This window comes from Mesorhizobium sp. M1163 (assembly GCF_040318415.1).
Classification (GTDB): domain Bacteria; phylum Pseudomonadota; class Alphaproteobacteria; order Rhizobiales; family Rhizobiaceae; genus Mesorhizobium.
The window spans coordinates 82,042-95,884 of sequence record NZ_JAMYMF010000023.1 but is presented as its reverse complement, the minus strand read 5'-3'; the positions used below and the strand labels follow the sequence as shown (position 1 = coordinate 95,884).

The window sequence follows — 13,843 nt, the reverse complement described above, 5'->3', positions numbered from 1 at the left end:
GCCTGAATACCGACGACCTCGCCTACTCGGTAACCGCTGGCGCGGTACGCATAAAAAAACCGATCACCGCATCGCGCACTAGCCTGGCATCCGCCAGCTCGAGCACGCCCAGCTTGTCGATCCCCGGCGCGGTGACGCAGCGGCGAACATAGGCGGCGACAGTGTCGACATTCTCGATGACGACATTGTTGCCGCCAGCGCGTTGCACCTCATAGGGCTCACCCAATGCCAGCAGATCCTCGAAGCGCGGCTCGCGCAGTGTGACGCCGTTGAAGACTTCGCCATGCGCCTCATAGCGCTTCGACAGCGGAACGACCGTTTCCGCCATCGTCAGATCTTCCGGTAGACGCGGGCGAGCAACGCCACGCCGGTGACTTCGCCGGTGGCGCGGTTGATCGTGGGCGTACCGGTGAAGGCGGCCTCGGTCCACAGATGCTGGACGCCGGTGAAGCTTTCGTTGAGCGTCACGTTGAAGCCCGAGGCGCGCATCAGCCGGTTCCAATCGTCGGTCGGCAAATCCTCGAAGGTGAGGTTGGCCTTGAAGCCGGTCGGCTCGACCGTGCGATACACCGAGCCGTCCTGGTTGGCGGCGCCTGATATGTCGACATTGGACGGCATGATCTCGGCCGCGCCGCGCACCACGATCCGCTCGCCGGTCGAAAGACCGAACGTCATTTCTCCGCCGAAATTCTGCATCGGTTTTTCCTCTCAGTTGGATGGGATGGCTGCGGCGATCAGGCGGCGCGATACTGGCTGTAGAGCATCGCGTTTGCGGCAATCACGTCGAGCGGATTGACGCGGTCGATCGGCGCCATGATGTCGACCCGATTGGCGTTCTGGCTGTTGCGCTGGACGATCAGCCGGTCGGCAAAGCCGCGGGCGTTTTCCAGCACGCCACGATTTTCCAGCGTGTCGGCGGCATGCACCAGCGTCGCCTTGATCGACTTCGGCGTCGAGATCGCGCCGAGGCCGCCGGGGTTTTCGTCGGCAAGCGCCTTCTGGCCGTGCTCGTAGGACAGCTGCGCGCGAAAATAGCGCAGGATAGCGACGAGCTGGCCGATGGCCTGGATATCGCGAAACGTCTCGTCCGGCTGCGCGTTGGCATCCTTCTGGTAAGTGGTGATGACCTTGTCGATCGCCACGCCGCCATCGGTGTTGACGATGACGCTCGAGATGCCGGAGCGCAGCATGGTGTTGCGGCCGGCATAGGTCGGCACCAGTGAGCGATCGCGCGGCGGCCTTTCGCCTTGCACGACAAGGCCCTTCTGGTTGCGCGAGACATTGCCCGTCGCGTCGTCGGACAGCCATGGCACGATGCGCGCCGTGCGGGCAGCGGCGGCCAGCCAGGCCGTCGTCGGGTTGCCTGCGGCGACAGGCAGGCGCGGATGAATGGTCAGATGGCGATCGTTGAGGGCGAGACCAATGGTGGTCAACGCCGACAGCGTGCCGGCCGCGGTGGTGAAGACATGGCCATAGACCTGGCGATTGTACGCCCAGCGGCCGGACACATCGTTCATCGCCGCCGTGTAGCGGGCGATGTTGGTGGCATCCGAAAAGGGCGAGACGATCCAGTCGAAGGGATCGTCGCCGAGTGCGGCCAGAGCCGCCGACAGGTCCGGGCTGCCGGTCGGCACCACGGTGTTGGTGATGGTGACGGCAGCGCCGGCAAAGGCGTTGCCGGCGACGACGGTCGGCACATAGAAATCATAGTCGACATAGATCAGGCCGAGGTGGCGAGCGGTAACGGTCACCGTGTCGGTGCCGACGGTCGCGGTGACCGAGAGAGAGGCGCCGGTCAGCGCGTTGAAATAGGCATTGATGGCGGCCGACAGCGCCGCGGCGACCGTGTTGACGCTGTCGCCTGCAGCGATCTGCACCTGCACCGGCTCGCCGCCGATCTCGATGGTGGCGACGCCGCCGCCGGCCGGAACCGAATTGACCTTGATGGTGTCGACGCGCGCCGTTCCGGTCGCGGGTACCGCCAATATCCAGGTCTCCTGCGTCGGCGCATTCAAGAACGCGACACGCGCCATTTCGGCCAGCATCGAGCCGACGCCGCAAAGTGCTACGGCTTCCTGCGCCGAGCCCACCGGCGTCGGGGTATTGTCTGCAATGAGCGCGCCGGTGTTCTTATGGCCGATCAGCAGCAGGCGCGAGGCCGACTGGTAGCTGCCGCCGGAGGTCACCTCGAAGGCAAACAGCGGCGCGACCAGGCCTGCGCCCGGAATGTTGTTGAACAGGATGCCCATGGCTCTATTTCTCCTTGCGCTTGCCTGCGGCCGGGGCGGCAGGCGCTTCGATTGGCTGTTCGGCGATCAGCGAGCCGTCATTGATGAGCTGCAGCCATGCCGGGTCCTCGCGGTCGACGGTCAGCCCTTCTGCCGGAAAATCGACAGTCGGATTGAACGGGTGCGGCATGCGGTGGTCGGCATCGGCGAGCTTGACGTGAACAAGATTGGCCATGGTCTAATCCTCGATGTCCGGAAACGGCGGCGCGATCGACGCTGCAGGCCCCATCTCGCCCGAAATGCCGGCCTGCTTCACTTCGAAGGCGATCGTGTCGATGATCGGCAATGGTGCGGCGGCGACGAACTGCGCGGCCATATTGGCCAGGGTGGCCTTGGCGTAGGAATTGTCGGGCAGAAGCGCTGCGATGCGCGCGGCCGGCTGCGGCAGACCTGCCCCGCCGGAAAAATCGTCGTCGGGTATCTGGCAGTCGAACATCATCGTCGTGCGCTGCCAGCGCAGGCCGAGCTCGGGGACGGCAAAGCCCTCCTCGTCGATGCTTTCGATGGCCATAACGATCTGGCGAAAGAGCGTGCCTGTCGGCCCTTGCGTGAGCACGAAGCGGACCTGGGCGCAGAGCGCCGACAGCACGATGCGCGCCTTCGGGTCGGATCCGACCATGGCGTCGGTATAGGGCGAGCCGTCCTCGTCCTGCGCCGACACACAAAGCTCCGCCACGACCTCGAGCATGGCGCGGCCGTTCCTCGCTACACTGCCTTGGCCTTGGCCGCGGCGCGGCGATTCCGACTTGCGGGTGAACAGCGACAGGACCGGCGTGTATTCCTCGCCGGCGTCGAGTTCATCGATCGATGGCCGGCGGCTGTCGAAGACGCGGTGGCGCGCCAAGGTCGGCAGCGTGGTGCCGGCAAGCATCGCGACAGTCGGGCACAGGCTTTCGATAGCGGCCAGCCGGGTGATTTCGGCTGCAATGGTCATGGCCGGCCCTTGGTGCGGTTGACGAAGATGGCAAACCGCTGCCCGCCGTCGACCGGAATGGCCGCGACAATGAAGCGGCCCTTTTCAGCGCCGGTTTCCAGGTCAACCCAGACGATCTGGTCTTCCACCTTTATCGGCTCGGGCCAGTCGGTAGACAGCGCGGTGACGACAGCCTCATGCGCCGGCATTTCACGCGCCCGGTCGCGGTCCGATGACAGTGTCGAGGGATGCGAGAAGCCCGGCGCAAGGGCGGCAGGGCCGAAATCGATCGAGCCGAGGAAGGAAAACCCGACGCGATCCGGATCGGCTATGCGGGTATCGTTGACGCCGACGCGCCGCGCCGTCGGCACGACGCGGAAGCTTTCGCGGTCGAAGACCTGGGCGACGGTCGAATCGGTCGCCGCCAAAGCCTCGTTCCAGTCGATCATCAGGCCGTTCCGAGGTCCATTTCGGCGGCCGTATCCGCGCGGGCAAGGTCGACCTTGGTGGCCGAGCGAACCGCGCCCTTGGCGACAAGATCCTCGAACTGCTTCTTGTCGAGGTCGAGGATGGCCCCTGGCGCCTTGATTTCGATTTCGGCGCGTTTGGCCACCTTGCCTTCCGGGGTCTTCTCGCCCGGCGTCTTGCACAGGTGCACCGTGTTCAAAGCGATGGCTTTGACCATGATAAGTCTCCAGTTCTATTTGAGGATTGCCGGACGAACGAGGGCGGACCCGGTGGCGATTAGGCCAGGACGGTCGCCTTCAGCGTGGCGTTGGGGTTGACCGGCACCATCAGCGGCGCCGACTGGGTGAGGATTTGCTCGATGGCGACATCGCCTTCCGGAACATAGTTACGCGGGAAGATCGGCAGCGCCTCGAACTGGGCATGCAGGTCGACGATCGTGCCAAAGCAGCGATAGCCCTGCACATTCGGGCCGGACAAGACCACGTCCTTCGGCGACATGAACGGCGTAACAACGCCGCTGACGGTGTAATAGTCCTTGTAGACCCAGACCTCGATGCCGCCGCCGAGCGTGCCGCCATAGCGAACCTCGCCGGTGGTCATCAGCCCGGTCTTGATCGTCAAATCAGCATTGCCGCGCCGGGTCAGGTCCATTTCGCCTAGAATTTCCGGGTCGCGGCGCATGACGCCCCAGGCATCAGTGCCAACGGTGATGCGGTTCGGAGCGCCGCCGAACTCGGCCGAATGCATCATGTCGGCCCAGCTCTGAATGTCGTCCAGGATGGAGACGCCGGCGTCGCCCCAGCGGGCGCCAACCCCGAGCACGACGGTGTGGCCGCTGGCGCGGCCGAAATCGACCAGACGCTGCGGCATATCCTTGCCTTCGATGACGACCTTGCCGTCGATGATCGCCTTCGCCGCCATCCATTCCCACAGCCGTTCGACCGCGACGCGATGAAACTGCAGGATGTCGGCTTTCACCGCATCGTAGCGGGCGGCGGGGCTCTGGGCGTTGGGACCGAGCAGCGTGCCCGGACGCCGGGTCAAGGCGCGCAGCGGCGAGACGGGATCGCTGGCCTTCACATAGCCGGGCTTGAAACGCTCGAGGCGAGCGCCCTCTTCGTAGATCGCGCGGCCCTGCGCCATCGGCGCGACGAAGGGCGCGAGCTTGCGGCCAGAGCGCGGGATCTTCTCCAGGTCGATATATTCGTCGGTCGACGACATCTGGTTGGGGAAGAGGAGGTCGAGCCAGTAGCTCGGCACGATGTCGAGTTCGCGGAACACACCCAACAGAGTATGCGTGTCCCAGAGTTCATAGTGGTCGAAGTCCGCCATGGTCGTGGCCCTTTGTGAAAAGAGGCGGCCTCAGCCGCGATTGCGTGGAAGGGGATGCTGTTTTTCGCGTCAGAGACGTTTGCGGACGACGATGTTGGTCGGGGTGGGAGCACCGCGGAAGGCGGCTTCCCTCTTGGCGTCCGTGTCGAAGGAGGCATGCCAGTTTAGCGCATCCGGGTTGAAGTTGCCGGCGCGATAGATGGCGACACGCTGCGCGGCATCGGTGTCGACCACGGGAGCCGTGGTGATCCCGATCGGTGCGACGCCGACCTGATCGGCAGCGCCGACCAGCGTGGCGTTGGCAAAGGCCGTCGCCGTTCCGCTCTCCGTCGTGGCGATCGCATTGCCTGCCACGCCTGCAACCTTGGCGACGAGGCCGACGATGCCGGCAGCATCGGACTGCGCACTGACATCCGGATGCGCCACGGTGAGAGAGCCATAAGCAGTACCGGCGCCTGCTCCGGCATTGATGGCCGCGATCAGGTTGCTGGCGGTCTCCGCCGCCGTGGCGCCGATCTTCACCTGCCCGGCGACAGTGGTCGGCGCCGCCTTCAGCGTGTAGACGGTCGTGCCGATGGTGATGGTGTCGTCGGCGGTGCCGACGCCGGAGAAGACCAGCCGACCGGTGGCCTTGCTGCCAGGCGCATAAAGCAGCGTCGCCATGGCGAGGCTCAGGCCGGATGCTGCGAGGCCGACGACCGAGAAGGCCGGCAGGGCCACATCGGCAGCCACCGGAAAATCTTCCGTGACCGGATGGGGAATGGCCGAGTTAAAGATCTCGGCGGACGTAAAGGTTTCGGACACGTCGCGGGCCGCCATGCCCGGCTGTGCAAAAGGAATGCTGGTCATGATCAACCCTTTCGGTGAGTTGTGGTTGTCGTTGCTGGGATTGAGCTGTCAGCCGGCGCGGCCGTCAGCCTTGTTTGGCAGGCGCTCCGGTGGAGGCGCGATAGTTGCCGAGGATCCGGCTGGTCGCGTCCTGAGATGCGTCCTTACCGCCGGGCTGCGCCAGGCCGGCGGCGGCCAAGCGGGTCTTCTCGTAAGCCGCGGCATCCGCGCTCGCTGCTGGCTTGGCCGCCGCAACATTGGCGACGACGAAGGCGGCGACATCGGCACCGCTCATGCCCGGCGACTTGACCGCCAGATCGAGCGCCGCCGACATGCGGCCCGCATCGCCTTTGACGCCTTCGGCGCCGATGGCGGCGGAGAGGCGTTCCGTCGCCTCCTGTGCGCCAGCCGCTCGGCCGGTCTTTTCGGCGGTTGCTACAGCCGCATCGTGATCTGCTTTTGGAATGCCGGCTTCGGTGTTGCTGCCGCCGGCGGGCTGCGCGTCTTTCGACATGTCAGTCTCCTTGCTGTGAGGCGCATCGGCGCCGGTATTTTCCCCTTCGGGGGAAAGCTCATCCGCTGCCGCGAGCGTTGCTGCGCGGACTGCGGCCAACATGCTGTTCGCCATCTGTCAGGCCTTTCCGTTGATGTCCTTTATGAAGGCCGCGAAAGCCTCCTGGCTGTCGCCGACCGCATCGGCGAGGCCGAGCTCGACAGCTTCGGCTGCCGAAAAGGCTTCTGCCTCGGTCTTCAGCGCCGCCGCTTTTGACATCCGCTTGCCACGCCCTTGCGCGACGACGCCGGCGAACCGGTCGCGCATCTGCTCGACCTCGGTCTGCCATTTCTCCTGAACGCCGGCGGCCAGCGGCTGGTAGGGATTGCCGTCAACCTTGTGCTTGCCGGCATGGATGAAGGTGACTTTGATGCCTTCCTGCTCGAGATTGCCGGAAAAGTCGGCATGCATCATGACGACGCCGATCGAACCGGCGCCGCCGAACTCCGGCATGATGACCTGCCGCGCCTGGCTGGCCAGGAGATAGCCAGCCGAATAAGCAAAGTCGGTCAGGATGGCGATGGTCGGCTTGGCTTTGGACAGCGACCGAAGTGCTGCTGCAGCCTCGAAGGCGCCGTTGACCTGCCCGCCGAAACTGTCGATCTCGACCACGGCTCCCTTGACAGCCGTGCTGCGCTCGGCACGGGCGAATTGCGTGATCAGTCCCTGGTACGACGTTTCGCCCGACGACGCGCCGATCCACGCGCCCTTCTGGACCAAAGTGCCTTCGACCGGAATGACAGCGACATTCTCGATGATTTCGAACGGGACGATGCCGCGCTGGTCGAGGCGGCGACCCATGTTATCGCCCAGCACACCAGCAGACGGACGGCCATTGGCAAAGGCGACATGGTCGATCGCGCCTGGTGCGTTGACGATGGTGATCGGGTGCCCTGTGAGGCGCGGGCCGAGCATCTGCAGCAAAGTCTCGGCCTTGCCGGGATGGTAGAGATGCGGCCTGTCGAAGAGGGCGCCGCAGATTCGTTCAAAGGCTATCGACATGGACCGCCTCCAACAAAGCGTATCGTCTTGGCGTAGCGGGAGCGCTTGCCTTGCTTGGCCGAACAGGCTGCGGCGAGCCGCATCAGCTCGGCGTCGAGCGCGGCGACGCTGCCGACCGATATGCGGACGCGCCGGTGGGTTACCGGCGATCGCACTTCCGTCTCCTCGACCCGTTCGCCGGCAATCAGCTTCAGCTTTGCCGCATAAAGCGCCTGATAGAGCGCGCACGGGTCTTCCGCGTCCACCGAGACGCCGGCGATTTTGATCATGGTTGGCATCAGGCGGCGGCCTTTTTAACCGGCTCTTCGGGCGCGGCGGTGTCGGGCGGGCCGGCATTGCGCGGCACGAAGGGCGAAGGCATTTCGGCAGCGACGTATTTCTGGTGCTCGCGCACGCGCTGCTCGAACACTTCGTCAGGGTCGTAGCCGAGTTCGGCGCATTCGCTGGCCAGCGTCGAGGTGCCGTTGACCAGGCGCTCGGTCGCCGCCTTGGCGCTCTTGCCGTCATCGGCCGATGGCTTGGCTGGTCCCTGCCACAGCGCCCAGCTGACGCGGTCGCGATTGGCGGCGAAGGCCTCATAGCCACCCTTGAACGGGATGCGGCCTTCGCCGATCTCCTCGTCCAGCCAGGCTTCGTAGATCGACTGCGCGATCGGCGCGGCGATCCGCTCGCGGCGGCGGGTGACGACGGGCCAGATCGACGAATTCTCCATCCGCACGCTCGAATAGGTGGCCGCGGTGTGGTTCATGGTCAGGCCGCCGAAGGTGATGCCGATGGCCCGCGCCATATCGCGCGACAGCTCGTCCGACACCGGCAGGAACTCCGGCCCGGGCGTGCTCGTGGTCAGCAGCTTGAGTTCTTCGCCGGGCGCAAGATGCGAGACCTGCGGGTCGCCGCTGATCGAAATCTTGCCTTCCGCCGCGCGGCTGAGAGCGCCGGCGAAATAGTCGTAGAAATCGCCGTGCAATTCGCTGTCGTCCGGCAGCGCCTCGATCGCGTCGAAGGCCTCTTTCGACGGGTTGGGGCTGGTCAATGCCGCGGCGAAGACCGTCTGCAGGATGCCGGTCTGGATCTTGGCGTCGACGAGGATCTCGTGCTGGATGTGCTTGCGGAAGGCCGGCGCGATGCGCGAGATGCCGCGCACGTCGGTCGCATCCCACGGGTCGAAGACGTGCATCACCTGCAGCCGGCCGGCAGCATCATAGGCGCGATAGTCGCGCTTGGTGCGAATGCCGCCTTCCTTTTCCTCGAAACGGTAGGCGATCGGCCGCCCGTTCGCTTCGTGGATGACACCCTGATACAGGCCCTCATAGTCATTGGTGTCTTGCACCAGTGCTGTCGGCGGCACCATGCACACCTTGGTGCCGGTCGAAATGCCGTAGCCGCGGCGCTGCGCGATCGGCATGTAGGAAATGACGCCGGTGGCCTCGCCATAGGCCATGTCCCAGCGCAGCGCGATGTCGATCATCTGCGGCACGGTGAACTTGCCGCGCATGTCGCATTCGCGGGGGCTCCAGGCATAGCGCTTCCAGCGGCGCTTGATGAGCTTGATCAGCTCCGCCGTCTCGGCATCGCTGTAGCCGAGGCCGGACAGGTCAGGCGTCGGGTTGAGGACCAGCTCGACGCCGACCGTGTCGGCAAGCACCTGGTCGGCGGCGCCCTTCAGCCGGCCGGAATTCTGGATCAGATCGATGGCGAGCCCGGCGGCGCGGCGCCAGGCGAGGCGGATTTCGTCGCGGCTGTCGCGCAGGACGGCCGGGCGCGTGTTGATGATGGCCGAGCGAGAATCGCGCAGGAACGCGGCGCCGGGAAGCGGGCGCGCGGAAACATCCGTGCCCGCCTTTCGTCCCATGAGCCGGTCGATCAGTTTCACGTTCGCGTCGCCCATTTTTCACGGTTTGCCTTGCGGCGCGCGTCGCGCTCCGGATCGGCTTTTCTGGTCTTGCCCTTGAACGGCCCATCTTCCGCCGCTTCGAACAGGTCCGGCTCGGCCGGCTTGCCGTGCAGTTCGGTCAACAGATCGGCCCAGCGCTCGGCGTTGAGCCGCCGCTTGTGCTTCAGGTGCCACGCCAGCGCGAAGGCGTAGACCGTGGTGTCGAACCAGTCATTGGCGCGGCCTAAAATCTTCTTCCACTCGCGAGGCGCCTTCGGACTGATCAGATTGCGGGCCCGCCGCGAGACCGTCGCACGCGCTTCCTCGTCGGGATCGACCAGCCGCTCCGCCGTCATCTCCTTGGCGAACTCGTCGTCGCAGAGCTCGTTCGACAGATGGATTGTGTTGCGCGGCCAGCTGCCCTTCTCGTCGGGACCGAGCACGAAATTGGCCAGCGCCGCCATCACCGAGGTCTTGATGTCGTAAAGCCCGACCGGATAGAGCATCACCTTGGCGATGATGCGCTTGCGCTGGTCGCGGATATCCTTCTTCACCGGCGTGCCGAGCCATGGCAGGCCGATCTGATGGCGGCCGTCGAGCGCGTAGACGTTCGGCCGCGAGGCGCAGAAGCGGTATACGCGATCGGTAGCAAAGCCCGAATCGACGCCGGAAATATCGATGCCCTTCTCACCGCCGCCGGCCGTGCGGTAGGTCTTGCCGAGCGCGTCGGCGAGTTCAATCCAGGCATCGTCGACCTGGTCCGGCGCGCCCATGAAGACCTGGCGGTCAATCAGCCAGGCGCGGTCGCGCGGTCCGATCGCCCACACCGACCATTTGATGCCGTAGCCCTGGACGTCGGCTGCCGAGACGATGATGCCCGCTTCGGCCGGGATGACCGCTCGCGGGAACGGAAACTTGCGCGCCGCCTCGACGATCTTTTCCCATTCGACGGCGACGCCGCCCGGATCGTAGGGCAACGCCAGATCCTGCTGGTAGAAGGTGCGCAGCTTCGTCGTGTCGCCTTCGGCGTCCTTGAAGCGGTGCCAGATGTCGGCGAAGCGTTCGCGCGGCGCGTAGGCCGCCCACAGATGATAGCTCGGCTGCCAGTCGCGGCAGCGGCCCTCACAGGGGTCGCAGCGCCAGCGGCCGATATCTTGGGGCGCGATCGCGTCCGGCACCTTCTCCTCGCCGTCATGGATGCGGCGGGCGATCCAGTGGCCGCGCGCGTTCATCTCGGCCTTGTGGCCGTCGAGTATGGCGCCGTTGCAGGCGATGCAGGCCACATGAACCGGCAGATTGCGCGCCGGATCAGGATCGCGCAGCTGCTCGCGAAACTGGTCGAATTCCAGCACATGATATATGCCGCAATGCGGACAGGGCACGTAGTAGTAGCGCTGGTCGCCGACTTCGAAATCGCCGGTGATTGCACATTCTCCGGAGATGCCGGGCGTCGAGCCTTCCCATTCCTTGGCGAGGTCGCCATACATCTTCTGGCGGGCCCGGGCCTGGTCGCGCGGGCTGCCACGGCCGTCGACGTCGCGCGGATAGCCGGTGACCTCGTCCATCGCGAGGTATTTGATTGACACCATCTGCAGGCCCTTGGAGGAGCCCGCATTGACGATCTGGCAGAAGCCGCCTGCGTAGCGCTTGAACGAAGTGGTCGAGCCCTGCTCGTCGCGGCTGTTGACCGGCATCACCTTGTGGGCGATGCGCGGGCTGGCCTCAATGGTCGGCTGCAGCTTGACCCGGTTGAACTTAGTCGCTTCCTCGAGGGTCGGCAGCACGATCATCATCGAGCCGGGCGCCTGGTCGACGATGAAGCCGAACCAGTTCTCGATTGCCGTCGACTTGCCGAGCTGCGCCGCCCAGCGGCAGGTCACGCGGCGTGCCGGATGGTCGGGATGCAGGCAATCCTGCGGCTCGCGCAGGTAGGGAACGCGGTCGGTCTTGAACTGGCCGGGCCAGGGTGACCCCGATTCCGGCGAGACGAAGCGGTAGCGGTCGGCCCATTCCGAGATCGTCAGGTCAGCGACGGGCCGGCTGGCGGCCTCGAGTCCGGCGAACAGGACTTCGGCGCCATGCGGCAGATCCGGAAAGGAAAGCCGCGCATCGTGGTAGCTCATTGCAGCGATGCCTGGTCGAACGGCGCGATGTCGCCGGCGGCGCGCTCGCGCTCGTGCTGGTCGAGGCGCTCGCGGATCTCGCGGTTGAAGTCGTCGAGGCCGACGCGGACGAAACCTTTCAGCGCGATGCGCGCGACGCGCTCGTCCCATCCATACTTGACCGAAAGGCTCGCCGCCTCGCTCTCGATCGCCCGGTCGAAGGCGCTTTGCATCAGCGCGATGGCGTCGCGGCCGGCTTTGTCGACCTCGGCCGTCGGCGTCAGTTCGCCGCGGCGCTTGGCGAGGTCCATCTCGCGCATCTCGGCATCGGCCTGCGCCTTGCGGGCAAAGCCGTCAGACTGGCTGCCGGCGAACCTTGAAGGCGGCGCCTTCGCTTTGAGGCCGAGGCCAGCAGCCTGCCCGGAGACCGGCGGTACCGCGCGCAGCCGAATGTTCTCGCCACGGTGCGCGACCAGCGCGCCGAACTCGACCAGGTGGGACTTACCCTCCTCGCGCGTCGGCAACGCTTGCGCGTGCTGCTTCAGGTAGCGCGACAAGGTCGAGCGGTCGATCCGGTCACCGGCCGCGCTCAAACGCGCCGCGGCGTCCGTGATCGAAATCCACTCGCCGGCGTCGGCGTCGGTTTCGATGACCATGCGTGCAGTGTCCCGTGCGGCACGCGTGCATCACACGTTCTTGCGTGTACCGCTTTCCGACGCGCCTACTAGAAAAATCCCGGGCTCCCCCGGGCCCGTATGGGTTGGAAACGCTGATACGGTCCCTACACCGGGGGTGGGGTCAGCGGGGCAAGAGGTTCTCGACCTCGTGCAGATACCGAGGCATCAGGCTCTGCTCGATCAGCTCGGTCAGCACCTGGAGGTAGACCTCCGGGTTGTTCGTGATGTCGTGCGCCGGGTTCGGCCCGAACAGCTCGCGGATAGGAAGCCTGTCCTTGCCCTGTCGCCTGAACACGCCAGCATGGCCGCTCTTCATCTCAGCGATGAAGGCAGAGCGATATGATCCTCTCAATCGGACGCGCACACCTTTGGCAGTCTGGGTTGCGCCGAGCTTGTAGAGGGGCAGCCAGCCCGATCTCAGGATAACATCGGACGTGTTGCCGCCCGCATTGAACTGCGCCGTGGTCACCGCCCGCACCCGCGATGGCGGGATGTCGATGCGCTCGGCATTGCGCTTGACGATGCGGCTGCGCGCCATCTCGGTGATGCGGCGCATGGCGCGGGCAGCAGCCTTGGCCTTGATCTGCTCCGGCAGTCGCGCAATGGCGCGGCCGAGGTGCTCGAAGTCGGACGCATCGACATGGAGTTCGACCGTCACGCGCTTTTCCCAATGAAAAACCCCGGTCGCTTGGGGCGCCGGGGTGATTTCTTTTTTACCGTGTTCAGATGTATGTCAAGTTTCTCCCGCACGTCAACAAGCAACGGCAGTTTTTTTCGCGGGCCGATCTGCTGCCCTTTCGACGATGGCGACGCCAGGCCTGTCGGCCTCAAGCCATGGCGTCATCGAGCGATCCGAATAGACCAGCCTGTGCCCGATGAGCTGCGTGGCGATCTCGACCTCGAGCCGGCGCAGGGCCGCGACCCATATCTGGTAATCGAGCCGGCCGAGGATGTCGCCGGTCGGATCGGTCGAGAACTCGTATTTACGATAGGCGCCCTTCACCGGCCTTTGCTTGCGCTCGTCGTAGCCGTGAACCTCCAGGTCATAGGTCTGGTTATGGATGTCGGTCAGCCGCTTCATGACGAACCAGGCCGGCTTGCCGCTGCGTTCCATCATACGCGTCTTGGACGGCTCGGCCGCGAAGTCCGGCTCGCGGCCGAGAATGGCCGTGCCGACGACGAGGCTGATGATGCCGGCCGCGCGCCGCTGCGGCGTGCGCACCATGTAGCGCTCGACGGCCTTCTTGACCGCCGCTTCGGCCATGCCTTCGGTATTGGGCCAGTCGGCGAGAGCATACCAGTTCGCAGGGATCGCCACGTCGCAGCGCGACAGCCCGGCAACCGCCCGCCCGACCGCAACCGCGTCGTCATGCGGCTCGCCCTGCTCGATCCAGTAATTCTCGGTATCGCCCCTTCCCCTGTCGATGATCGCGCCAAGCTCGGCAAAGCTGGTGATCTTGCCCCATGACGACGCCTCCAGCATCCGCCAGGCCGAGTTAGCGTTGTCCAGCCCGTCAACCCCGCCGCCCTTCGGCAATTCATTGACGAAGGCCCAGGTCAGCAATTCCTCAATGGTCACGGTCTTCATCTTCTTATCCTTGCGACAGTTTGCGATAGTTTGCGGGAGTTTAGCGATAGTTATGAAGCGACAGTTTGTTTAGCGATTTCAATGTGTTGACGTGTCGTTGCGGGAGTAGCGATAGTTATTCGATGCCTATACGCATAAAACCTTTTCTCCCCCGGACCCCTCTTCACACCTATAGCCCTCGCCAAAGTGGTGCAGACTGTCGCAACCCTTTGTTTTCGC

At 65.1% G+C, this 13,843-nt stretch carries 17 protein-coding genes; all 17 read right to left on the bottom strand.

Translation table 11 applies throughout. The features are described 5' to 3' along the window. Positions 1-22: 22 nt before the first annotated feature. Positions 23-328 carry a hypothetical protein gene (locus NKH43_RS21720; protein ID WP_352859796.1) on the bottom strand — a complete coding sequence of 102 codons (306 nt, stop codon included), beginning with the start codon at positions 326-328 and terminating at the stop codon, positions 23-25. Between the two features lie 2 nt (positions 329-330). Beyond that, positions 331-696, bottom strand: coding sequence for a phage tail tube protein (locus NKH43_RS21715; RefSeq protein WP_352859795.1), 366 nt, complete (start codon positions 694-696; stop codon positions 331-333). Between the two features lie 38 nt (positions 697-734). After that, the gene (locus NKH43_RS21710) at positions 735-2,249 is read right to left on the bottom strand and encodes a phage tail sheath subtilisin-like domain-containing protein (protein ID WP_352859793.1); all 1,515 of its coding nucleotides are present in this window, start codon (positions 2,247-2,249) and stop codon (positions 735-737) included. A 4-nt stretch (positions 2,250-2,253) separates the two neighbouring features. Beyond that, on the bottom strand, positions 2,254-2,463 hold the full coding sequence (locus tag NKH43_RS21705; protein ID WP_352828750.1) for a hypothetical protein: 210 nt from the start codon (positions 2,461-2,463) through the stop codon (positions 2,254-2,256). Between the two features lie 3 nt (positions 2,464-2,466). Then, on the bottom strand, positions 2,467-3,222 hold the full coding sequence (locus NKH43_RS21700; RefSeq protein ID WP_352859791.1) for a hypothetical protein: 756 nt from the start codon (positions 3,220-3,222) through the stop codon (positions 2,467-2,469). Continuing rightward, complete coding sequence (locus tag NKH43_RS21695) at positions 3,219-3,650, bottom strand: hypothetical protein (RefSeq protein ID WP_352859790.1); 432 nt, start codon at positions 3,648-3,650, stop codon at positions 3,219-3,221. Before NKH43_RS21695 ends, NKH43_RS21700 begins: the two co-directional genes overlap by 4 nt. Continuing rightward, complete coding sequence (locus tag NKH43_RS21690) at positions 3,650-3,886, bottom strand: hypothetical protein (RefSeq protein WP_352859788.1); 237 nt, start codon at positions 3,884-3,886, stop codon at positions 3,650-3,652. The genes NKH43_RS21695 and NKH43_RS21690 overlap by 1 nt, the downstream gene beginning before the upstream one ends. Before the next feature lie 59 nt (positions 3,887-3,945). After that, on the bottom strand, positions 3,946-5,001 hold the full coding sequence (locus tag NKH43_RS21685; RefSeq protein ID WP_352859786.1) for a major capsid protein: 1,056 nt from the start codon (positions 4,999-5,001) through the stop codon (positions 3,946-3,948). A 69-nt stretch (positions 5,002-5,070) separates the two neighbouring features. Then, positions 5,071-5,850: a hypothetical protein gene (locus NKH43_RS21680; RefSeq protein WP_352859785.1), complete on the bottom strand. Its 780-nt coding sequence runs from the start codon at positions 5,848-5,850 to the stop codon at positions 5,071-5,073. A gap of 64 nt (positions 5,851-5,914) precedes the next feature. Further along, the gene (locus tag NKH43_RS21675) at positions 5,915-6,343 is read right to left on the bottom strand and encodes a hypothetical protein (RefSeq protein WP_352859783.1); all 429 of its coding nucleotides are present in this window, start codon (positions 6,341-6,343) and stop codon (positions 5,915-5,917) included. A 117-nt stretch (positions 6,344-6,460) separates the two neighbouring features. Next, the gene (locus NKH43_RS21670) at positions 6,461-7,384 is read right to left on the bottom strand and encodes a S49 family peptidase (protein WP_352859781.1); all 924 of its coding nucleotides are present in this window, start codon (positions 7,382-7,384) and stop codon (positions 6,461-6,463) included. Then, a complete protein-coding gene (locus NKH43_RS21665) occupies positions 7,375-7,653 on the bottom strand; it encodes a hypothetical protein (protein ID WP_352859779.1) in 279 nt (92 codons plus the stop codon). Before NKH43_RS21665 ends, NKH43_RS21670 begins: the two co-directional genes overlap by 10 nt. Before the next feature lie 8 nt (positions 7,654-7,661). After that, positions 7,662-9,272 (bottom strand): phage portal protein, encoded by a 1,611-nt coding sequence (locus tag NKH43_RS21660; RefSeq protein WP_352859777.1) that lies wholly within the window; start codon positions 9,270-9,272, stop codon positions 7,662-7,664. Continuing rightward, positions 9,254-11,380, bottom strand: a complete 2,127-nt coding sequence (locus NKH43_RS21655) for a phage terminase large subunit family protein (protein ID WP_352859775.1) — start codon at positions 11,378-11,380, stop codon at positions 9,254-9,256. Before NKH43_RS21655 ends, NKH43_RS21660 begins: the two co-directional genes overlap by 19 nt. Continuing rightward, positions 11,377-12,015 carry a hypothetical protein gene (locus tag NKH43_RS21650; protein ID WP_352859774.1) on the bottom strand — a complete coding sequence of 213 codons (639 nt, stop codon included), beginning with the start codon at positions 12,013-12,015 and terminating at the stop codon, positions 11,377-11,379. Before NKH43_RS21650 ends, NKH43_RS21655 begins: the two co-directional genes overlap by 4 nt. Positions 12,016-12,157: 142 nt before the next feature. Continuing rightward, a complete protein-coding gene (locus NKH43_RS21645) occupies positions 12,158-12,694 on the bottom strand; it encodes a phage tail protein (protein WP_352859772.1) in 537 nt (178 codons plus the stop codon). 93 nt (positions 12,695-12,787) lie between these two features. Then, positions 12,788-13,624 (bottom strand): hypothetical protein, encoded by an 837-nt coding sequence (locus NKH43_RS21640; RefSeq protein ID WP_352859770.1) that lies wholly within the window; start codon positions 13,622-13,624, stop codon positions 12,788-12,790. Between the last annotated feature and the right edge of the window lie 219 nt (positions 13,625-13,843).